Genomic DNA, 19,398 nt, shown 5'->3' on the forward strand with positions numbered 1-19,398 from the left:
GTTGAACCTTTGATGAATACTGGTGCCGCTCTCGCCCGTGGCCAGGGTGTCGCCCTCTGGCGGCAGATCGCCGGCACGTTGGAGCGTGAGATCGCCACCGGGAGCCTCCCTCCCGGCGCCCGCCTGCCGACCGAGGCGGAACTTTCCACGCGCTTCTCGGTCAACCGCCACACGGTCCGCCGCGCCATGGAGGAGCTGGAGGCGCGCGGGCTGGTGCGCATCGAGCAGGGCCGTGGCAGCTTCGTCGCCGAGGATGTGCTCGATTACCCCGTCGGCCCGCGCACCCGCTTCTCCGAGACCATCCGCCGCCAGAACCGGGAACCGCAGGGCCGGATGCTGCGGATCGAGGAGCTGCCGGCCGAGTCCCATATCGCCGAGCAGCTGAAGATCCGCCGCGGCCGCCCCGTGGTGCTGGCCGAGCGGCTCGGCCTCGCCGATGGCCGCCCCGTCGTCATCGGCAGCCACTGGTTCTCCCTGGCACGCTTCCCCGGCATCGCCGCCATCCTGGCGGAGGATCCCTCCATCACGGCGGCCCTGGCGCGGCTCGGCCTGCCCGATTACCGCCGCCAGGCGACCCGCATCAGCGCCCGCATGCCGACCCCGGAGGAGGCGGCGCTGCTCGAACAGTCCCGCACCCGTCCCGTCCTGGTCACCGAGGCGCTCAATGTCGATCCGGCGGGCGAGCCCGTCGAGGTGAGCTTCGCCTGCTATGCCGCCGGCCGCATGCAGATCGTGGTGGAAAGCTGAGATGGCCGGCTGGCACATCACCGGCGGCGCGGTGCTGCGGGGCGGTGCCATCACCCCGGGTGATCTCGCCCTGGCCGGGTCCGACGTGGCCGCCGCACCGCCGCCCACGGCCCGCCGGCTCGACGCCACCGGCTGGTTCGTGCTGCCCGGCCTCGTCGACATCCATGGCGATGCGCATGAGCGTGCGCTGCAGCCGCGCCCCGGCATCGGCTTCCCGCCGGCGCTGGCGCTGCGTGACAGTGCCGCCCAGCTTCTGGCGGCCGGCATCACCACGGCCTTCCTCGGCGTCACCCTGTCCTGGGAGCCAGGCCTGCGCTCGCTCGCCATGTGGCGGCAGCTCATGGCGGCGTTGGAGGCGGCGAGGCCCTTGCCGCTCGACCTCCGCATCCATCTGCGCTTCGAGGCCGACAATCTCGAGGCGATGGAGGATGCGCTGGCCGATATCGCCGCCGGGCGGGTGCATCTCCTCGGATTCAACGACCACACCCCCTCCATCCTGAAGAAGCTTGGCCATGCCAAGGAGCTGGCCAAATATGCCGGGCGCGCGGGCCTGTCGCCCGAGGAATTCCGCGCCCTGATCGAGATCGTTGCCGCGCGCCGCCCGGACGTGCCCGCCGCCCGCGCACGCCTTGCCGCCGCAGCGGCGGCCGCCGGCATCCCCATGCTGAGCCATGACGACGCGACGCTGGCCGATCGCGCCCTCTACCGCGCCCTCGGCGCCTGGCTCTGCGAATTCCCGATGTCGGAGGAGGTGGCCGCCGATGCCCGCGCCCAGGGCGAGGCGGTGGTGATGGGCGCGCCCAATGTCGTGCGGGGCGGCAGCCATCTCGGCTGGGCCAGCGCGGCGCCCCTGGCGGAGCGCGGGCTGGTGACCGTACTCGCGAGCGACTACCACTGGCCCGCCCTGTTCGAGGCGCCCTTCGCCATGTCGCAGCGCGGCCGGATGAGCCTTGCCGAAGCCTGGGCCCTGGTCTCCGCCAACCCGGCTGCCGCCGCCGGCCTCACCGATCGTGGCGCGTTGCATCCGGGCATGCGCGGCGACCTGGTGGTGGTCGATCCCGCTGGCCCCCGCCTTGTCGCCTGCTTCGTCGCCGGCGAGCCGGCCCTGCTGACCGGCCCGGCCGCATCGCGTCTGGGCTAGCCGCCACAGGCCGGCCCTGGACGCAGTGCTGGCAGGGGTCGGCACCGTGCCGGGCAGCGGCGTGGCGGTTGGCGAGATGCGGCCCTGGCTCTGGACCGCACCCATCCACTCAGGCGGCTACCGGCCGCCGCGCAAGCCGGCGCGGCGACGGCGCCTAATCGGCCTCGCTCCAGGTGAAGCGCTGCAGGTCGAGCGCGCAGAGGCCCGTGACACCCCAATGCGCGGCATAGGCCCGCACCTGCGGCAGGTAATCGGCATCCCCGGGATTGGCTTCGGGCCATAGGGGCGGGTTGAAGGTGGAGATGCCGTTGATCGTCGGCAGGTGCCGCACCGCCGCCACCAGCATCGCCTCGGTATTGTGGTTGTAGGGATTGTCCACCTCCTCCCCGAAGCGGCTCTCCCGCCGCGCCGCGGAGACATAGAACGCCTGGCAGGCGGGCGGCGGCGGCGGCACCGCGGCCAGCCGGCCCGCCTCCAGCGGCCGGTCGAGGAAGAGCGGCGCATGGCCGTTCAGCTGCTCCGCCAGCAGCAGGGTACACAGTGCCGCGACGGCCAGCCGCGGCAGCCGCCGCGCCTCGGCGGAGAGCACCGCCATGGCCAGCACCACCACGGGCAGGGTGAGGAAGATCTGGTAGCGCGCGACCACGCGCGCCGCCTTGGCCCCCGGCACGAAGCGATAGACGAGCGACCAGCCCGTCACCCCGCCGACCTGCAGGGTCAGCGCCCAGGTCACCAGCACGGCGATGGCCAGGGCCCGCAGCAGCGCCACACGGGCCGGGGGTGCCTCGCCACCGCCGCGCCAGAGCCAGACCAGCGCCGCGGCGAAGACCAGCAGCAGCAGCGGCGGCATCCCGGTCATCAACTCCGACCAGAAAGGAAAGCTTGGCCGGAACGCCCCGTTCAGGGCGCGCACCAGCCAGCCCCAGAGCCAATTCGCCTCGCCGACATGGATGATGTCGAGCAGGGAGGGGACGTGCTTCAGCACATCGGCCCAGGGGTGCATCCCCGTCTCCGCCGCTTTCGGCAGGTAGAGCAGCAGGAAGGGGATTTCGGCTGCCACTGCCAGCAGGGCGAGTCCGGCCAGCGGCCAGGCCCCGGCGCGGATCGCCTCCCACAGCCGCCGCCGCGCCGGCGGTCCGGCGACCAGCAGCCAGGCCAGGAACAGGGTCCCGCCGAACCAGGCACAGTACCAGGCCATGTAGAAGCCGGTCATCAGCACGGCTGCAAAGCCGAGCGCGAAGCCGGCCCCCCAGAGCAGCATCGCCCCCCACCGGCGCTGGAGCAGCGCGGCCAGCATGCCGTGCAGCAGCAGCCCCACCACCGAGACCAGGCCCACGCTGAAGAGCTGGGCGTGGTTGCCGCGGATGAACAGGTTGTTGCTGATGGTGAACAGGACCGCGCCGAGCAGCGCCCAGCCCCAGTCCAGGCCGAAGGCGCGCCGCCCCAGCGCATAGGTGCCGAGGAAGCCGATGAGGCGCATCGTCGCGTTCACCAGCTCGCCCCCGAGGAAGGGGTCCGCACCGGCTGCCCGGAAGCCGGCCTGCAACAGGCCGAAGAGCAGGTAGCCATCATTGTAGCCGAGCGTACCGGGCACCGGGAAAAAGTAGTCGGTCCGGTCCCAGGCGGACCGCCCGGCGAGGACGTTCACCCAATGCTCGAGAATCGCCAGCTCGATGACGGCGTCGTGCCGGTCACCCAACAGCAGGGTGAAGCCATTGCCGATCTGGTGGCGGAAGAACAGGCCCAGCGCCAGCACGGCGGCGAGGCCAACGACCAGCGCCCGCCTCATCGCGCCGCGGCCAGGCGCGCCTGCCACAGGCAGAGCAGGGGAGTCACCACGAGCTCCATGCCGAGTGCCAGCAGCATCGGCAGGCCCGGCGAGCCCCGCATGACAAGTCCCCAAAGCCGCCCGACTCCGCCCAGCAGGACGATCGCCGTCAGCAGCCGGAAGCGCCCCGTGTGCCGCGCCGGGTCAGGCAGCGTGCTCCAGAAGCCGAGGCCGATACCGAGCAGCAGGCCCGAGAGATAGCGCCAATGGCTGTCCTCATCGGGCCCGGAGGGGGCGCCAAGCATCCCAGGCCCCGCCAGCACGCCAGCGAGTCCCGCCGAGACCGGCACCAGGCCGCCCAGCGCAACGGCGAGGCGCAACCCCCAGGCTGCCCTCACAGATAGCGCCCGCGTTCCAGGATCTCGAGCGTGTAGTCCTTGTAGCTCATCCCCAGCTCCTCCGCGCGCGCCAGCCGGCGCAGCGCGATCTCCCGCGGCGGCGTCTTCCAGGCCTTCTTGTGGGCGCGGCGCCAGACATAGCCGCGCCAGGATTCCTCGGGGTCGAGCGGCGGGCCGCCATTATGGCCGATGCGGGGGGTGTCCATGCACCACCGATAGGGCGGGGCAGGGGAGGTCGGCAAGCACCGGTCCTCCCCTGCGCGTCACTGGAACACGCAGCCGCCAGGCAGCCGATGATTGCAGCATGAAGGAGGATATTGGCTCCGGCGGTTGGATTCGAACCAACGACCAACGGATTAACAGTCCGCTGCGCTACCGCTGCGCCACGCCGGATCAGCCAAGAGGCGGCGCCTATAGCAGGGCCCCGCCGGTGATGAAAGCCCCCCAGGCCGGGGGCACCGCAGAAAAGCGCGCCTGGAGGTCCGGGGCGGAATTGAACCGCCGTAGCAGGTTTTGCAGACCTGTGCCTGACCACTCGGCCACCGGACCGCCGAGGCAAGCCTCGTGCGCCGCGCCTCTATCGGGCCACAGGCGCGGCAGGTCAAGCGTGCGCCGCAACACGGCCGCTTGGCGGCGGACCGGAGCGCCCCCTATAAACCACCCGACCCGAAGGACCGCCCCTTGGAGGCGGCTGGAGATTGCGCCTCATGGACTACGCAGATGCGCGCAAGCGCATGGTGGACGGACAGCTTCGCCCCAACAAGGTGACCGACCCCCGCCTGCTGGACGCGATGCGCGAGCTGCCGCGCGAGCGTTTCCTCCCCCGGACCGTCATGGCCCGCGCCTATACGGATGAGGACGTCCCGCTGCCGGGCGGCCGCGCGATGATCGAGCCGATGGTGCTGGCCCGGCTGGTGCAGCTCGCGGCCGTGCGTCCGGGCGACCGCGCCCTGGTGGTGGGGGCGGGTACTGGCTACGGCGCCGCCGTCCTGGCGCGCATGGGGGCCCGCGTCACTGCGCTCGAGGCCGATGCCCCGCTGCTCGAGATCGCCCGCGCCGTCCTGCCGGACTACCTGCCGGCCGGTGCCGTGCGGCTCGAGGCCACCGATCCGGCCGCCGGCTTCGCCGCCGGCGCGCCTTACGACGTCGTGCTGATCGAGGGCGAGGTCCCGGAGATCCCCACGAACCTCTCTGACCAGCTCGCCGAGGGCGGCCGCCTCGTCGGCGTCCTCGGCTTCGGCAGGCGGCAGGGCAAGGCGGTGCTCGGGCAGCGCATCGGCGGCGGTTTCTCGACCGTCGTCGCCTTCGACTGTGCCACCGCCCCGCTCCCGGCCTTCGCCCGGAGGCCCGGCTTCGTCTTCTGAAGCGGGTCCGGAGCCTCCCGCTGCGCCAGCTTCGCCTCGCAACGGGCGCGCGAGTGCTGTAGGACCATTTTAATATCGCTCCGCAAGGATCAGGCCACGATGAACTCGACCCGCCCCTTTTCGGTGCTGACCGCCGCCCTGCTGGCGCCGATCGCGCTGGTGGCGCAGGCGCCTCAGGCCCGGGCGCAGACGCTGGCGGATGCGCTGGCCCAGGCCTATGCCAACAACCCGACCCTGCTCGCCGCCCGCGCCCAGCTTCGCGCGGTGGACGAGAACGTGCCGCAGGCCCTGGCCGGCTGGCGGCCGACCGTCTCGATCACCAACAGCTTCGGCTACCTCGACGGCCGCATCCGCACACTTTCTCAAGGTGTCGATCCAACCGATCCTCAGCGGCAAGTCGGTGTCACCAACCGCAACGACCGGACGATTGCCACCAACACCGTCGTCGTCACCCAGCCGATCTTCCGGGGCGGCCGCACCGTGGCCTCCACCCGCCGGGCGGAGAACCAGGTGCTCGCCCAGCGCGCCCGGCTGCTGGCGACCGAGCAGCAGGTGATGCAGGACACCGTCACCGCCTATGTCGCCGTCATCCGCGACCAGGAGCTGCTGCGCCTCAACATCAACAACGAGCAGGTGCTGACCGAGCAGCTGCGCGCCACGAATGAGCGGTTCCGCGTCGGCGAGATCACGCGGACGGACGTCGCCCAGGCGGAATCCCGCCTCGCCGGCGCCCGCTCGCAGCGTGCCCGGGCCGAGGGCGACCTGCAGATCTCCCGCGCCACCTTCCTGCGCTTGGTCGGGCTGCCGCCCGGCCAGTTGCTGGCGCCGCAGCCGCTGCGCGTGCCCTTCCGCAACGCCCAGGAAGCCGCCCTCGCCGCCGCCGCGAACAACCCGAACGTCGTCGCAGCCCTGTTCGATGAGGCCGGCGCACGGGACAACGTCAACATCCAGAGCTCGGCCCTGCTGCCGCAGCTCAGCGTCAGCACCCAGGCGGGGCGGAACGACAACCAGGTGCTCAACCACAGCCGCCAGACCTTCGCCCAGGTCACGGCGAACCTGACGGTGCCGCTCTACCAGGGCGGCGCGGAATACTCCGCCGTCCGCCAGGCCCGGCAGAGCGCGCAGCAGGCCCGGCAGACCGTCGATGACCAGCGCCGCGCCGTTGTCCAGCAGGCGACCCAGGCCTGGGAGCAGTTGCAGAGTTCGAAAGCCCAGGTCGATAGTGTCCGCGCCCAAATCCGCGCCGCCGAGATCGCCCTCGACGGCGTGCAGCGCGAGGCGATCGTCGGCAGCCGCACGACCCTCGACGTGCTGAACGCCGAGCAGGAATTGCTCAACGCCCGCACCAGCCTGGTGCAGGCGCTCTCCACCGTCGTCTCGCAATCCTATGCGCTGGCGGCGACGATCGGCCGCCTGACGGCGGGCGATCTCGGCCTTGCGGTCGATCCCTACGACATGCGCGCCTACTACAACGAGGTGCGCAACCGCTGGGCCGGGCTCGGCGACTATTCCGGCGTGGCGGAACGCCGCTGATGCCTGAGGAGCGGCCGGTCCAGCCGGGGGCGCACCCCGCCGATCCGAGCATGGAGGACATCCTGGCCTCCATCCGCCGCATCCTGAACGAGGACGAGGCCGCCATGCCGGCGGCCTCCGTCCCGCCGCCACCGGTCACCGAACCCCTGACCCTCACCGAGGAGATGCTGGTGAAGGAGCCCGAGGCCACGCCGCCGGTCGCCCTCCCCATAGCCGCCGCCCCGCCCGAGCCACCGCCGCCCGCCCCCATGGCGGAGGCCAGGCCCTCGCCGGCGTCGGCGCCCGACCCGCTCCCCGCCGCGGCCGAGCCTCAGCCACTTTCCGCCGAGGCCCTGGTCGCCCCCGCCGTGGCCGCTGCCGCCAGCGCCGCGATCGGCAACCTGCTCCGCGCGGTCTCCCAGGACCGGGGCGCCGCCGTCACGCGCGGTGGCCCGAGCATCGAGGATGTGGTGCGGGAGGAACTTCGCCCGCTGCTGAAGGACTGGCTGGACCAGCACCTCCCCGGCCTCGTCGAGCGCCTAGTGCGCGCCGAGATCGAGCGCCTGGTGGGCCGCGCGCTGGGCTAGGCCCAGCCCCGCGCCCATCCCACTTGACGGCGCCGGTCCGGCAGGGGACGGATGCGCCCATGCTGGACAAGACCCTGAGCCCGGGCGGCTTCGAAACGCGCCTCTATGAAGGCTGGGAGCGATCGGGCGCCTTCGCCTGCGACCCGGCCTCGAGCGCCGAGCCCTTCACCATCATGATTCCGCCGCCGAACGTCACCGGCAGCCTCCATATGGGCCATGCGCTCACCTTCACCATCCAGGACACGCTGGTCCGCTGGCGCCGGATGCAGGGCAGGGACGCACTCTGGCAGCCCGGCACCGACCATGCCGGCATCGCCACCCAGATGGTGGTCGAGCGCCTGCTGGCGAGCGAGGGGCAGCAGGACCGCCGCGGCATGGGCCGCGCCGCCTTCCTCGACCGCGTCTGGCAATGGAAGGCGGAGTCGGGCGGCACCATCACCCGCCAGCTCCGCCGGCTCGGGGCCAGCCTCGACTGGCCGCGCGAGCGCTTCACCATGGATGAGGGCCTGTCCGAGGCGGTGCGCGAGGTCTTCGTCACCCTGCACCGCCAGGGCCTGATCTACCGCGACCGCCGGCTGGTGAACTGGGACCCGAAGCTGCAGACCGCCATCTCCGACCTCGAGGTGGAGAGCCGCGAGGTCAGGGGCAGCCTCTGGCATATCCGCTACCCCGTCGAGGGCGGCGGCGAGATCGTGGTGGCGACCACCCGGCCTGAGACCATGCTCGGCGACACCGCCGTTGCCGTCCATCCAGGCGATGCCCGCTTCGCCGCGCTGGTCGGCCGGATGGCGGTGCTGCCGCTGACCGGCCGCCGCATCCCGATCGTCGCCGACGAGTATTCCGACCCGGAGAAGGGCACCGGCGCGGTGAAGATCACCCCGGCGCATGACTTCAACGATTTCGAGGTCGGCCGCCGCCACGGCCTGCCCATGCCTTCGGTGCTGGATGCCGAGGCCCGCATCGATCTCGGCGAGATCCGCGCCGAGTTCGGCACCGGCGCCGACCAGGTCTTCCTCGACACCCTCCAGGGCATGGACCGCACCGCTGCCCGCAAGGCCATCGTCGCCCGGCTGGAGGAGATCGGCGACCTCGTCCAGGTCGAGCCCCATACCCATCAGGTCCCGCATGGCGACCGCGGCGGCGTGCCGCTCGAGCCGCGCCTGACCATCCAGTGGTACGCCGATGCCGCGACCCTGGCCAAGCCCGCCATCGAGGCCGTGGAGTCCGGCCGCACCCAGTTCGTGCCGAAGCAGTGGGAGAACACATTCTTCGCCTGGATGCGCGACATCCAGCCCTGGTGCGTCTCCCGCCAGCTCTGGTGGGGCCATCAGATCCCCGCCTGGTACGCGCCGGACGGCGCGGTCTTCGTCGAGAAGACCGAGGCGGAGGCCCGCGCTGCCGCCCGCGCCAAATACGGCGAGGACGTGCCGCTGGAGCGCGACCCGGACGTGCTCGACACCTGGTTCAGCAGCGCCCTCTGGCCTTTCAGCACCCTTGGCTGGCCGGAGCGGACGCCGGAGCTCGCCCGCTACTATCCGGGCGACGTGCTGGTGACGGGCTTCGATATCATCTTCTTCTGGGTCGCCCGGATGATGATGATGGGCATCCACTTCATGGGCGACGTGCCCTTCCGCCATGTCTACATCCATGGCCTCGTCCGCGACGAGAAGGGCCAGAAGATGTCGAAGTCCAAGGGGAACGTCATGGATCCCCTGGAGCTGATCGACGCCTATGGCGCCGACGCGCTGCGCTTCACCATCTGCGCGCTGACCGGCCCCGGCCGCGACGTGAAGCTCGGCCGCAAGCGCGTCGAGGACTACCGCAGCTTCGCCACCAAGCTGTGGAACGCGGCCCGCTTCTGCGAGATGAACGGCATCGCCCCGCAACCGGGCTGGGATCCCGCCACGGCGCGCACGCCGCTCGCCCGCTGGATCCTCGACGCCGCCAACACCGCCGTCGCCGAGGCCACCGCCGCGCTCGAGGCCTACCGCTTCGACGACTATGCCGCTGCCAGCTACCGCTTCGTCTGGGGCGGGTTCTGCGACTGGTTCCTGGAATTCGCCAAGCCCGTCTTCAACGGCCCGGACGGGCCCGAGAAGGAGGAGGTGAAGGGCACCGCGCAATATGTGCTCGGCCTCATCCTCCGCCTGCTGCATCCGGTGATGCCCTTCGTCACCGAGGAATTGTGGGACCGCTTCGGCTACGGGGCCGATTGCAGCCTGATCCGTGCCCCCTGGCCCGAGGCGGTGCCGGTGGCGGAGGCCGCCGCGGCGCGGGAGGAGCTGGACTGGATCGTCCGCCTTATCTCCGAGCTCCGCGCCCTCCGCGCCGAGGTCAACATCGCCCCCTCCGTCACCACGCCGCTGCTGGTGAAGGACGCGGCGCCGGACAGCCTCGCCCGCGCCGGCCGCTGGATCGAGGCGGTGCGCCGCCTCGGCCGCGTGACGGAGATCGCGCCGCTCGAGGGCGATGTGCCGAAGGGCGTCGCCCAGGCCGTGCTCGGCGAGGCAACGCTGATCCTGCCGCTGGCCGGCGTCATCGATCTCGCCGCCGAACGCGCCCGCCTCGCCAAGGACCGCGCCAAGGCCGAGGCCGAGGCGAGGAAGGTGGAGGCGAAGCTCGCCAATGCCGATTTCGTCGCCCGCGCCAAGGAGGAGGTGGTCGAGGAGAACCGCGAGCGCCTGGCCAATTTCCGGGCCGAGATGGCGCGCCTGGATGCGGCGATGGCCCGCATCACCGACTAGCGGCCTGATCTCGAAGTCCTCCGGATTGCGGAGGCGGTCGCCGCTGGCGATGTCCCCTCACGATACCCGAGCTGCCAGCAGCCGGGTCGCGGCATATCGGCCACCGCGGCGGTGAGCCGAGGCCGCTCCGCAGGCGTTAGGCGGCAGGGAGGGGCAGTTCGCCCGTCCGGGAAGGGGACCAGTCGCATGGCAAGGATGGACCACGATCGCGGAGGTGCGATGCCGCTGCTCGCCGCCGGGCTGCTGGCGGGGGCGGCCGGCGTCGCCGCCATGACACTCGGGGAGAAGCTGGAGCAGGCGGTGACCGGGCGCCCGAACTCCTTCGTGCCCGCGCATACGCTGGAACGGCTGCTCGGCCGTCCCGCGCGCCCGGACCGCGAGCGGCAGGGCCTCAACTGGGCGATGCATTGGGGGCAGGGTATCCTGCTCGGCGTGGTCCGCGCGGTGATGGCGCGGGGCGGCGTCGGCGGGCCCTTCGGCTCTTTCCTCTTCCTCAACCTGCGCCTGTTGAACGACCAGAGCCTGGAGAACGCCACCGGCATCGGTGCGCCGCCCTGGACCTGGCCGCGCGACGAACAGGTGGTCGATCTGCTGCACAAGGGTGTCTACGCCTTCGTCGCCGGCGCGGTCGCCGACCGGCTGGTGACGGGGCGGGCCTCGCCGGGGACGGGCCGGGACGAGCCTGCGGGCTGGCGGCGCGCCGACCATGCGGCACGGTCGGCCGCCCTGCGGCGGGCCGGCTGAGCAGTCGTTCCGCCGGGACGCCGTGATCGCAGGCCGTGCTGCGGCGTTCGCCCCCCATCAGGGGAGACACCGCATGCCGGCTCAACGCCTGCCACTCGCTCTCGGCGTCCTTGGCTTCGCCCTCGGCGGATTCTTCGACGGCATCCTGCTGCACCAGGTGCTGCAATGGCATCACTTCCTCAGCCTCGTCGGCGGGGAGGCGCTGCGCGACATCCGTGTGCAGATACTCTGGGACGGGCTGTTCCACGTCGCCGTCTACGCCATCGCGCTACTCGGCCTTTTCCTGCTCTGGCGGGCCCGGTCGGGGCTCGGCGAGACGCCGGGGATGCGGCTGCTCGGCTGGGCGCTGCTCGGCTTCGGCATCTGGCAGCTGGTCGATGTGGTCGGCTTCCACTGGATCGTCGGCATCCACCGCATCCGGGTGGATGTGCCGAACCCGCTCGCCTGGGATATCGGCTGGCTCGCCGTCACCGGCCTGCCGCCGCTGCTGGCGGGGGCATGGCTGCTGCGGCGGGGCGATGCGGGGCCGCCCGGCCGGGGTGGCCTCCGGGTGGCGGCGATGCTGGCGCTGGCCGTGATCGGCGCGGCGCCGGTGGCGGCGCTGCCGCCCACGGATGCCACCACGGCCCTGGTCCTGTTCCGGCCGGGGATCGGCCTCGCAGGTGCGGTCGACGCCGTCGCCGCCGCCGATGGCCGCATCGTCTGGGCCGATGCCTCGGGGGAACTGGTCGCGGTCGACCTCGGCGAGGCCGGCAGCGCCTGGGCGCTCTACCGCCGCGGCGCGATGCTGGTCGGCACCGGCCTGCCGGTGGCGAATTGCCTGGGCTGGTCGCGGATCTGACGGGGCGGCAGGGGCCGCGCCGCGGCTCCTGCCATCTCCGCTTGCCTTATCCCGAGACTTTGCGACCCTCTCGGGCGAAACCGGAGGATACGCCATGACCGAATGGGACAAGTCGAAGCTCCCGAGCCGCCATACCACCGTCGGCCCCGAGCGCGCCCCGCATCGCAGCTACTACTACGCCATGGGCCTCACCGAGGCCGAGATCGCCCAGCCCTTCGTCGGCGTCGCCACCTGCTGGAACGAGGCGGCGCCCTGCAACATCGACCTCCACCGCCAGGCGCAGAGCGTCAAGCAGGGGGTGAAGGCTGGCGGCGGCACGCCCCGCGAGTTCACCACCATCACCGTCACCGACGGCATCGCCATGGGCCACCAGGGGATGAAGTCCTCGCTCGCCTCGCGCGACGCCATCGCCGACACGGTGGAGCTGACGGTGCGCGGCCATTGCTACGACGCGCTGGTGGGCCTCGCCGGCTGCGACAAGTCGCTGCCCGGGATGATGATGGCGATGCTCCGCCTGAACATCCCCTCCGTCTTCATGTATGGCGGCTCGATCCTGCCGGGCACCTACAAGGGCCGCGACGTCACCGTGGTCGATGTCTTCGAGGCAGTCGGCCAGCACGCCGCCGGCAACCTCTCGGAGGAGGAACTGCACGAGCTCGAATGCGTCGCCTGCCCGAGCGCCGGCGCCTGCGGCGGGCAGTTCACCGCCAACACCATGGCGACGGTCTCCGAGGCGATCGGCCTCGCGCTGCCCGGCTCCGCCGGCACCCCCGCGCCCTTCGAGGAGCGTGACCGCTGGGCGGCCGAGTCGGGCCGCGCCGTGATGGAGCTGGTGCGCCGCAACCTCCGCCCGCGCGACATCGTCACGCTGAAGTCGCTGGAGAACGCAGCCGTCATCGTCGGCGCCACGGGCGGCAGCACCAATGCCGGTCTGCATCTGCCCGCCATCGCGCATGAGGCGGGCATCGCCTTCACCATGGACGATGTCGTCGCCATCATGCGCCGCACGCCCTACATCGCCGACCTGAAGCCGGGCGGGAAATATGTCGCCTACGACGTCCACAAGGTCGGCGGCATCCCCGTCATCATCAAGGCGCTGCTCGAGGCCGGCCTGCTGCATGGCGACTGCATGACCGTCACCGGCAAGACCCTCGCCGAGAACCACAAGGACGTCATCTTTCCCGAGAACCAGGACGTCATCTACCCCGTGAGCAAGGCCCTCTCACCGACCGGCGGCGTCGTCGGGCTGAAGGGCAATCTCGCCCCGGACGGCGCGATCGTGAAGGTCGCGGGCATGAAGACGCTGCGCTTCGAGGGCACCGCCCTCTGCTTCGACAGCGAGGAGGAGGCGTTCCAGGCCGTCGAGCAGCGCGCCTACAAGCCGGGCGACGTCATCGTCATCCGCTACGAGGGCCCGAAGGGCGGCCCCGGCATGCGCGAGATGCTCTCCACCACCGCCGCGATCTACGGCCAGGGCATGGGCGAAAGCGTGGCGCTGATCACCGATGGCCGCTTCAGCGGCGCGACCCGCGGCTTCTGCATCGGCCATGTCGGGCCGGAGGCGGCGGTCGGCGGTCCCATCGCCCTGCTGCGCAACGGCGACCGCATCGTCATAGATGCGGAGCGCGGCAGCATCGACATGCTGGTGGAGGAGGCGGAACTCGCCCGCCGCCGCAGCGAATGGCAGCCCCGCCGCACGGACTACAATGCCGGCGCCCTGTGGAAATACGCCCAGCTCGTCGGCCCGGCCCATCTCGGCGCCGTCACCCATCCGGGCGGTGCCGCCGAAACCCATTGCTACGCGGACCAATAAGGCACGAGAGGGTGTTGGCGCAGGCATGGCGGGCGTTTCATCCGCCATGCCCCGCTTTCGTCACAGACGCAGCGTTTGAATCCGCGTCCGCCATGAGGAGTGATCGCCATGAAACGCCTTCTGCCGCTGCTCCTGCTGCCGGCGCTCACCCTGCTCTCCGGCTGCGTCATCGCGCCGGCCCGGCCCTATTACGGCCGGGCCTATTACGCGCCGCCGCCGCCACCGCCGGTTGTTTATTCCCGCCCCTATTATGGCGGCTATGGCTGGCGCCGCTGGTAGGGTCTCCCCTTGCTCAACCGACGCCGCATCGCGGGGCTGCTGGCCGGCCTCGCCGCACCGGTCGCGCATGCCGGCACCGCCTCCGCCCAGCCTTTCCGCCCGCCGCCGCCCCTGCGGCTGGAGCCTCCTCCCGGCCGCCCGCCCGGGCCACGCCTGGTCTGGCAGCCGGGTCACTGGGTCTGGACGCGCCGCGATTATGTCTGGGTGCCCGGCCAATGGGTCCGCGCCCGTCGCGGCGGGTGGCGCCATGGTCATTGGGATGACCGGCCGCGCGGCCGGGTCTGGGTGCCGGGCGGCTGGCGCTAAAGGGGCGGCAGCCCCTATCGCAGGTCGCACCAGACCGGGGCATGGTCGCTCGGCTGGTCCTCGGACCGGGCCAGCGTATCCACGCCGCAGCCAGTCAGCCGCTCCGCGAGCTCCGGGCTCAGCAGCGCGTGGTCGATCCGCAGCCCGCGGTTCATGTTGAAGGCCGGGCCGTAATCCCAGTAGGTGAAGGGCGCGTCCTGGGGGTGCAGCGCCCGCAACGCATCCGTCATGCCGAGATGGGTCAGCGCCCGGAATCGCGCCCGGCTTTCCGGCCGCACCAACGCATCGGTCGGCGGCAGGCCGCCCGGCGCCAGGTCGGCCGGTGTCGGACAGACATTGAAGTCGCCCAGCACCGCCACCGGCACGAAGGCATCGAGCCGCGCCGCAACCCAGTCGCGCAGCCGCTCCATCCAGCGCAATTTGTAGAGAAAGCCGGCCTCGCCGCCGGAATTGCCGTTCGGCAGGTAGATCCCGGCCGCCTCCAGTTCCGCTGCCCGGATGGAGACGAAGCGGGCATGGTCATCCTCCGCCTCGCCCGGCAGGGCATCGCCCGTCACCTCGAAATCGATCCGGCCCAGCACGGCGACGCCATTGCGCCCCCCTGGTTGGCCGATCGCCTGGATGCGGTAGCCGCTGCCCTCGAACTCGCCCATGGGGAATTCCTCGGTCCGGCATTTCAGCTCCTGCAAGAAGAGCAGGTCGGGCTGATGCCGATCGAGGAAGCGCCGCACGTGCGGCGCCCGGCGGCGGATCGAGTTCACGTTGAAGCTGGCGAGGCGGAGCATGCCCCACCATCGCCCGCCGCGCGCCGCTTGGTAAGGGGGCCGGCTCAGCCCAGCGCGAAACTCACGCCGCAGCCGCAGCCCGAGACTGCCTGCGGGTTGCGCACCACGAAATGGGCGCCGATCAGCGAATCATTCCAATCAAGCTCCGAGCCCGCCAGCAGGTCGAGCGACACGGCATCGACGAAGACGCGGACGCCGCCGGCCTCCACCACGAGGTCATCCTCGCCCGCCTTGTCATCGAGCGCGAAGCCGTACTGGAAACCGCTGCACCCCCCGGCACTCACCGAGACGCGGAGGCCGGACTCGGGCCGCCCCTCTCGCCGGACGATCTCGGCCACCTGGGCGGCGGCACTCGGGGTCACGCGGAAACGGGGCAGGTCTGCACCATCGGGCATTGTCGAACTCTCCTGGCGGCAGGCCGGGCCCGGCCTGCCACCCAAAACGGTTACCGGGAAGATAGGGGCGGGCAGGGTGCATTTCCAACCTTCACCCGGGACATGCTAGGCAGGCGCATGTCGCTCGAACCGCGCGCCGATGCCCGCGCCCCCGATGCCCGCGCCCTTGAAGCCCGTGCCCCCTGGGCCGTCGATCCCCGCCAGTCCCGCGGACGGCTGCATCCCGAACCGGCCGATGCCCGTTCCCCCTGGCAGCGCGACCGGGACCGCATCATCCACACCGGCGCCTTCCGCCGCCTGCAATACAAGACGCAGGTCTTTATTTTCCATGAAGGCGACTATTTCCGCACCCGGCTGACCCATAGCATCGAGGTCGCCCAGATCGCCCGCAGCCTGGCGCGCCGCCTCCGCCTCGACGAGGACCTGGCCGAGGCGCTGGCCCTCGCGCATGACCTCGGCCACCCGCCCTTCGGCCATGCCGGGGAGGAGGCACTGGACAGCCAGATGCGCCCCTATGGCGGCTTCGACCACAATGCCCAGTCGCTCAAGGTCGTCACCCAGCTCGAGGGCCGCTACGCCGCCTTCAACGGGCTGAACCTCTCCTGGGAGACGCTGGAGGGCCTCGCCAAGCATAATGGGCCGCTCCGCCGCCCCTCGGCCTTCATTGCGGAATATGACCGCCAGCACCCGCTCGACCTCGCCACCCATGCCTCGGCCGAGGCCCAGGTGGCGGCGCTGGCCGACGACATCGCCTACAACAACCACGACCTCGACGATGGCGTCCGCGCCCGCATCCTCACGCTGGAGGACGTCGCCGACCTGCCCCTGGTGGGCGATGCCTACCGCGAGGTGCTCGCCACCCATCCCGGCATCGCCCGGGACCGGCTGGTGACGGAGACGGTCCGCCGCGTCATCAACGCCATGATCCAGGACGTGGTGGACGAGGCCGGGCGCCGCATCGCCGCCCTCGACCCGCGCAACGCCGACGATATCCGCGCCGCCAGCGAGCCGGTCATCGCCTTCTCCCGCCCCATGGCGGAGGCCAACCAGGTGATCCGCGAATTCCTCTTCACCCGCATGTACCGCCACTGGCGGGTGAACCGGGTGATGCAGAAATCCAAGCGGGTCAGCCAGCTGCTCTTCCAGCTTCTGCATGGCGGCCCGCAGATGCTGCCGGATGACTGGCGGGAGCGGGCGGGGGAGGCGGGCAGCCCGACCTGCGCCCGCGTGGTCTGCGACTATATCGCCGGCATGACCGACCGTTACGCGCTGGAGGAACATCGGCGGCTGACGGACCCCAACATACCGGGTTGAGCCTGCGATTCACGCCCTGAGTGTTTCCACTCCGGGCCATCGCGGGCTAAACGCAGCGCAGCATGACCAGCACCGACATCTTCGCGGAACTCCGCGCCCGCACCGTCGCCGCCCTGCAGGACCTCCTGCCGGAGTTGCCCGCCGAGGCCTTCGCCAAGGTGCAGATGGAGCCGCCACGCGACCCCGCCCATGGCGACATGGCGACGAATGCCGCCCTCGTCGTGGCGAAACCCGCCCGCCAGCCGCCGCCGAAGCTCGCCGCTGCCCTGGCCGAGCGCCTGGCCGCCCTGCCCGAGGTCGAATCCGCCGCCCCGGCAGGGCCGGGCTTCGTCAACCTCCGCCTGCGCGAGGGCTTCCTCCGCGCCCAGCTGCCCATGATCCTCGAGGCGGGGGAGGGTTATGGCGACAGCGCCATCGGCGCCCGCCGGCGCGTCGATGTCGAATATGTCTCCGCCAACCCCACCGGCCCGATGCATGTCGGCCATTGCCGCGGCGCGGTGGTGGGCGATGCGCTGGCCAACCTCCTCGCCAAGGCCGGCTGGGAGGTCACCAAGGAGTACTACATCAACGATGCCGGGGCGCAGGTGCAGGCCCTCGCCTGGGCCACCTACTGGCGCTACCTCCAGGCCCTCGGCACCGTGCTGACCGAGGAGGAATACGCCGCCAATACCCCAGGCGGCCTGCAATACCGCGGCGAGTACCTCATCCCCGTCGGCGAGGCGCTGAAGGCCCGTTACGGCGACGCGCTCGCCCCCGGCGCGCTTCCCGCCGACCCGGCCCTCTGGCTCGACACCGTCCGCCCCTTCGCCGTCGATGCGATGATGGCCGAGATCCGCCAGGACCTCGCCGCCCTCGGCGTCCGCCACGACGTCTTCGTTAGCGAGGCGGAGCTGGTCCGCGCCGGCGTCGCCGACCGTGCCATCGCCACCCTTGCGGAGCGCGGGTTGGTCTATGAGGGCGTGCTCGAGCCACCCAAGGGCAAGGTCCCCGACGACTGGGAGCCGCGCCCTCAGACCCTCTTCGCCTCGACGCGATTCGGCGACGACGTGGACCGGCCGCTGCGCAAGTCGGACGGCAGCAACACCTATTTCGCGAACGACATCGGCAACCATGCCGACAAGCTTGCCCGCGGCTTCGACGAGCTGGTCCATGTCTGGGGCGCTGATCATGGCGGCTACGTCAAGCGCATGCAGGCCGCCGTCGCCGCACTCTCGGCCGGGCAGCCGGTGCCGCTCGACGTGGTGCTCGCCCAGATCGTCAAGGTGATGAAGGGCGGCGAACCGGTGCGGATGAGCAAGCGCGCCGGCACCTATGTGACTCTCGCCGACCTCATCGAGGAAGTCGGCCGTGACGCCGTTCGCTTCACCATGCTGACGCGTAAGGCGGATGCGCAGATGGAGTTCGACCTCGACAAGGTTGTCGAGCAGTCACGCGAGAATCCGGTCTTCTATGTGCAGTATGCCCATGCCCGCTGCCGCAGCGTGCTGCGCAGCGCCGAGGACCCGGCGGACCTCGCCGATGCCCCGCTCGATTCGCTGACCGACCCAGCGGAGCTTGCCCTCATCCGCCGCCTCTGCGCCTGGCCGCGCACGGTAGAAGCCGCGGCGCTGGCCCGCGAGCCGCACCGTATCGCCTTCTTTCTCCATGACTTGGCCGGCGATTTTCATGTATTGTGGAACAGGGGACGAGAGGACACGACCCTCCGCTTCATCCGGGGGGATGAGCCGGAGGCGACGCGGGCGAGGCTCGCGCTGGTTGCCGCCACGGCGACGGTCATCCGCTCTGGCCTCCATGTGATGGGGGTCACGCCCGTCGAGGAGATGCGGTGAGCGATATCACGGTTCCATCCTGGCGCGCCCGGCCGGTTCAGCCGGGCCCGAATTGGCGCATGCTGGCGGTCGCCGGCGGCTTGCTCGGTACTGTCGCCATTGGCGGCGCCATCACCTGGGGGGTTTCCCGCATGGGGCCCCGCGCGGTTCCGACCATCGAGCCCGATGCGCGGCCGGTGAAGATCCGGCCCGAGGCGCCCGGCGGCCTCGTCGTGCCGAACCAGGACCAGCTGGTGCTGGAGCCGCCCTCCGTCCGCCGCGCCGCCGAGCGCAGCAGCACCGCCATGGCCCGGCTCGACCGTGGCCCGGAGAGCCCCGCGCTCGACCTGCTGCGCCAGCAGGCCGCCCCGCCGGCCCCTGTGGCGCCCGAGCCAGCCCCACCGCCGGTGGCCGTGCCGTCTCCCGCGCCGGTCGCCCTCGCGCCCCCGGTTGCTGCGCCGCCTGCAGCCCCGCCGCGCTCCGCCGCACCTGCCCCGGCCGTGCAGGCGGCTGCCCCGGTGCCGGTACCGGCCGCGCCTCGCCCGGTCACCCCGACGCCCGTCGCGGCCCCGGCCCATAACGCCGTCAGCCCCGTCGCCAATGGCCGCGCCATGGTCCAGCTCGCGGCTCTCAGCTCCGAGGAATCGGCGCGTGGCGAATGGGAGCGCCTGCAGCAGCGCATCCCAGAGCTCGCCGCCTTACAGCCCGTCATCACCCGCTTCGAGCGGGAGGGGAAGCCGCCGCTCTACCGGCTCCGCGCCGGCGGGCTGTCCAGTGCCGCCGCCGCCCGGACGCTCTGCGCCGCGGTCCAGGCCAAGGCCGCCCCCTGCACACCGATCGGGGGCTGACAGA

General features: G+C 71.5%; 19 protein-coding genes and 2 tRNA genes. 14 read left to right on the plus strand and 7 right to left on the minus strand.

The features are described from left to right. Positions 1-12: 12 nt before the first annotated feature. Both phnF and BLR02_RS03655 read left to right on the plus strand, forming a co-directional pair. Positions 13-747, plus strand: coding sequence for a phosphonate metabolism transcriptional regulator PhnF (gene phnF, locus BLR02_RS03650; protein ID WP_090660555.1), 735 nt, complete (start codon positions 13-15; stop codon positions 745-747). 1 nt (position 748) lies between these two features. Continuing rightward, positions 749-1,888: an alpha-D-ribose 1-methylphosphonate 5-triphosphate diphosphatase gene (locus BLR02_RS03655; protein WP_176849359.1), complete on the plus strand. Its 1,140-nt coding sequence runs from the start codon at positions 749-751 to the stop codon at positions 1,886-1,888. Positions 1,889-2,042: 154 nt separating this feature from the next. On the opposite strand, the gene BLR02_RS03660 is transcribed toward BLR02_RS03655, so the two are convergent. The 5 genes from BLR02_RS03660 to BLR02_RS03680 all read right to left on the minus strand — a co-directional run bounded on the left by BLR02_RS03660 (position 2,043) and on the right by BLR02_RS03680 (position 4,603). Next, positions 2,043-3,677 (minus strand): hypothetical protein, encoded by a 1,635-nt coding sequence (locus BLR02_RS03660; protein ID WP_143018033.1) that lies wholly within the window; start codon positions 3,675-3,677, stop codon positions 2,043-2,045. Continuing rightward, positions 3,674-4,036 (minus strand): DUF4345 domain-containing protein, encoded by a 363-nt coding sequence (locus BLR02_RS03665; RefSeq protein WP_245704595.1) that lies wholly within the window; start codon positions 4,034-4,036, stop codon positions 3,674-3,676. The genes BLR02_RS03660 and BLR02_RS03665 overlap by 4 nt, the downstream gene beginning before the upstream one ends. Positions 4,037-4,050: 14 nt before the next feature. Next, positions 4,051-4,260: a hypothetical protein gene (locus tag BLR02_RS03670; protein ID WP_090566769.1), complete on the minus strand. Its 210-nt coding sequence runs from the start codon at positions 4,258-4,260 to the stop codon at positions 4,051-4,053. 112 nt (positions 4,261-4,372) lie between these two features. Beyond that, positions 4,373-4,447: transfer RNA gene (locus tag BLR02_RS03675), tRNA-Asn, on the minus strand. Positions 4,448-4,529: 82 nt separating this feature from the next. Beyond that, positions 4,530-4,603 (minus strand) — tRNA-Cys (locus BLR02_RS03680). Positions 4,604-4,761: 158 nt separating this feature from the next. On the opposite strand from BLR02_RS03680, the gene BLR02_RS03685 reads away from it, so the two are divergent. The 9 genes from BLR02_RS03685 to BLR02_RS03720 all read left to right on the plus strand — a co-directional run bounded on the left by BLR02_RS03685 (position 4,762) and on the right by BLR02_RS03720 (position 14,244). Beyond that, a complete protein-coding gene (locus BLR02_RS03685) occupies positions 4,762-5,418 on the plus strand; it encodes a protein-L-isoaspartate O-methyltransferase family protein (protein ID WP_090660564.1) in 657 nt (218 codons plus the stop codon). Between the two features lie 99 nt (positions 5,419-5,517). After that, positions 5,518-6,951: a TolC family outer membrane protein gene (locus BLR02_RS03690; RefSeq protein ID WP_090660567.1), complete on the plus strand. Its 1,434-nt coding sequence runs from the start codon at positions 5,518-5,520 to the stop codon at positions 6,949-6,951. Further along, the gene (locus BLR02_RS30805; RefSeq protein WP_281201025.1) at positions 6,951-7,517 is read left to right on the plus strand and encodes a DUF2497 domain-containing protein; all 567 of its coding nucleotides are present in this window, start codon (positions 6,951-6,953) and stop codon (positions 7,515-7,517) included. The genes BLR02_RS03690 and BLR02_RS30805 overlap by 1 nt, the downstream gene beginning before the upstream one ends. A 59-nt stretch (positions 7,518-7,576) precedes the next feature. Beyond that, on the plus strand, positions 7,577-10,261 hold the full coding sequence (locus BLR02_RS03700; protein WP_090660569.1) for a valine--tRNA ligase: 2,685 nt from the start codon (positions 7,577-7,579) through the stop codon (positions 10,259-10,261). Positions 10,262-10,480: 219 nt separating this feature from the next. Continuing rightward, positions 10,481-11,005: a hypothetical protein gene (locus BLR02_RS03705; RefSeq protein ID WP_218127853.1), complete on the plus strand. Its 525-nt coding sequence runs from the start codon at positions 10,481-10,483 to the stop codon at positions 11,003-11,005. A 73-nt stretch (positions 11,006-11,078) separates the two neighbouring features. Then, on the plus strand, positions 11,079-11,846 hold the full coding sequence (locus BLR02_RS30810) for a DUF2243 domain-containing protein (RefSeq protein WP_090660575.1): 768 nt from the start codon (positions 11,079-11,081) through the stop codon (positions 11,844-11,846). 94 nt (positions 11,847-11,940) lie between these two features. Then, the gene (gene ilvD, locus BLR02_RS03715) at positions 11,941-13,659 is read left to right on the plus strand and encodes a dihydroxy-acid dehydratase (protein ID WP_090660578.1); all 1,719 of its coding nucleotides are present in this window, start codon (positions 11,941-11,943) and stop codon (positions 13,657-13,659) included. 108 nt (positions 13,660-13,767) lie between these two features. Beyond that, positions 13,768-13,938, plus strand: coding sequence for a hypothetical protein (locus tag BLR02_RS29280; protein ID WP_176849360.1), 171 nt, complete (start codon positions 13,768-13,770; stop codon positions 13,936-13,938). A gap of 9 nt (positions 13,939-13,947) precedes the next feature. Beyond that, positions 13,948-14,244 carry a YXWGXW repeat-containing protein gene (locus BLR02_RS03720; RefSeq protein ID WP_090660581.1) on the plus strand — a complete coding sequence of 99 codons (297 nt, stop codon included), beginning with the start codon at positions 13,948-13,950 and terminating at the stop codon, positions 14,242-14,244. A 14-nt stretch (positions 14,245-14,258) separates the two neighbouring features. Here BLR02_RS03720 and xth read toward each other — a convergent pair whose 3' ends face one another. Both xth and erpA read right to left on the minus strand, forming a co-directional pair. Further along, positions 14,259-15,029 (minus strand): exodeoxyribonuclease III, encoded by a 771-nt coding sequence (gene xth / locus BLR02_RS03725; RefSeq protein ID WP_090566750.1) that lies wholly within the window; start codon positions 15,027-15,029, stop codon positions 14,259-14,261. Positions 15,030-15,073: 44 nt separating this feature from the next. Next, entirely contained in the window at positions 15,074-15,424 is a 351-nt protein-coding gene (erpA, locus tag BLR02_RS03730; RefSeq protein ID WP_090566747.1) for an iron-sulfur cluster insertion protein ErpA, read from the minus strand. 117 nt (positions 15,425-15,541) lie between these two features. On the opposite strand from erpA, the gene BLR02_RS03735 reads away from it, so the two are divergent. The 3 genes from BLR02_RS03735 to BLR02_RS03745 all read left to right on the plus strand — a co-directional run bounded on the left by BLR02_RS03735 (position 15,542) and on the right by BLR02_RS03745 (position 19,394). Next, positions 15,542-16,738, plus strand: coding sequence for a deoxyguanosinetriphosphate triphosphohydrolase (locus BLR02_RS03735; protein ID WP_090566741.1), 1,197 nt, complete (start codon positions 15,542-15,544; stop codon positions 16,736-16,738). A 62-nt stretch (positions 16,739-16,800) separates the two neighbouring features. Continuing rightward, positions 16,801-18,567: an arginine--tRNA ligase gene (argS, locus tag BLR02_RS03740; protein ID WP_090660584.1), complete on the plus strand. Its 1,767-nt coding sequence runs from the start codon at positions 16,801-16,803 to the stop codon at positions 18,565-18,567. Next, entirely contained in the window at positions 18,564-19,394 is an 831-nt protein-coding gene (locus BLR02_RS03745; RefSeq protein WP_090660588.1) for an SPOR domain-containing protein, read from the plus strand. The genes argS and BLR02_RS03745 overlap by 4 nt, the downstream gene beginning before the upstream one ends. Positions 19,395-19,398 lie beyond the last annotated feature (4 nt).

The sequence above is a fragment of the Belnapia rosea genome (assembly GCF_900101615.1).
Taxonomy (GTDB): Bacteria; Pseudomonadota; Alphaproteobacteria; order Acetobacterales; family Acetobacteraceae; genus Belnapia; species Belnapia rosea.

What these genes read in the sequence shown, in the direction of transcription:
- BLR02_RS03655 (WP_176849359.1), top strand. Translation starts at nt 749, where the DNA reads ATGGCCGGCTGGCACATCACCGGCGGCGCGGTGCTGCGGGGCGGTGCC.
- BLR02_RS30810 (WP_090660575.1), top strand. Translation starts at nt 11,079, where the DNA reads ATGCCGGCTCAACGCCTGCCACTCGCTCTCGGCGTCCTTGGCTTCGCC.
- erpA (WP_090566747.1), bottom strand. Translation starts at nt 15,424, where the DNA reads ATGCCCGATGGTGCAGACCTGCCCCGTTTCCGCGTGACCCCGAGTGCC.
- argS (WP_090660584.1), top strand. Translation starts at nt 16,801, where the DNA reads ATGACCAGCACCGACATCTTCGCGGAACTCCGCGCCCGCACCGTCGCC.
- BLR02_RS03735 (WP_090566741.1), top strand. Translation starts at nt 15,542, where the DNA reads ATGTCGCTCGAACCGCGCGCCGATGCCCGCGCCCCCGATGCCCGCGCC.
- phnF (WP_090660555.1), top strand. Translation starts at nt 13, where the DNA reads ATGAATACTGGTGCCGCTCTCGCCCGTGGCCAGGGTGTCGCCCTCTGG.
- BLR02_RS29280 (WP_176849360.1), top strand. Translation starts at nt 13,768, where the DNA reads ATGAAACGCCTTCTGCCGCTGCTCCTGCTGCCGGCGCTCACCCTGCTC.
- BLR02_RS03705 (WP_218127853.1), top strand. Translation starts at nt 10,481, where the DNA reads ATGCCGCTGCTCGCCGCCGGGCTGCTGGCGGGGGCGGCCGGCGTCGCC.
- BLR02_RS03700 (WP_090660569.1), top strand. Translation starts at nt 7,577, where the DNA reads ATGCTGGACAAGACCCTGAGCCCGGGCGGCTTCGAAACGCGCCTCTAT.
- BLR02_RS30805 (WP_281201025.1), top strand. Translation starts at nt 6,951, where the DNA reads ATGCCTGAGGAGCGGCCGGTCCAGCCGGGGGCGCACCCCGCCGATCCG.
- BLR02_RS03690 (WP_090660567.1), top strand. Translation starts at nt 5,518, where the DNA reads ATGAACTCGACCCGCCCCTTTTCGGTGCTGACCGCCGCCCTGCTGGCG.
- ilvD (WP_090660578.1), top strand. Translation starts at nt 11,941, where the DNA reads ATGACCGAATGGGACAAGTCGAAGCTCCCGAGCCGCCATACCACCGTC.
- BLR02_RS03670 (WP_090566769.1), bottom strand. Translation starts at nt 4,260, where the DNA reads ATGGACACCCCCCGCATCGGCCATAATGGCGGCCCGCCGCTCGACCCC.
- BLR02_RS03685 (WP_090660564.1), top strand. Translation starts at nt 4,762, where the DNA reads ATGGACTACGCAGATGCGCGCAAGCGCATGGTGGACGGACAGCTTCGC.
- xth (WP_090566750.1), bottom strand. Translation starts at nt 15,029, where the DNA reads ATGCTCCGCCTCGCCAGCTTCAACGTGAACTCGATCCGCCGCCGGGCG.
- BLR02_RS03660 (WP_143018033.1), bottom strand. Translation starts at nt 3,677, where the DNA reads ATGAGGCGGGCGCTGGTCGTTGGCCTCGCCGCCGTGCTGGCGCTGGGC.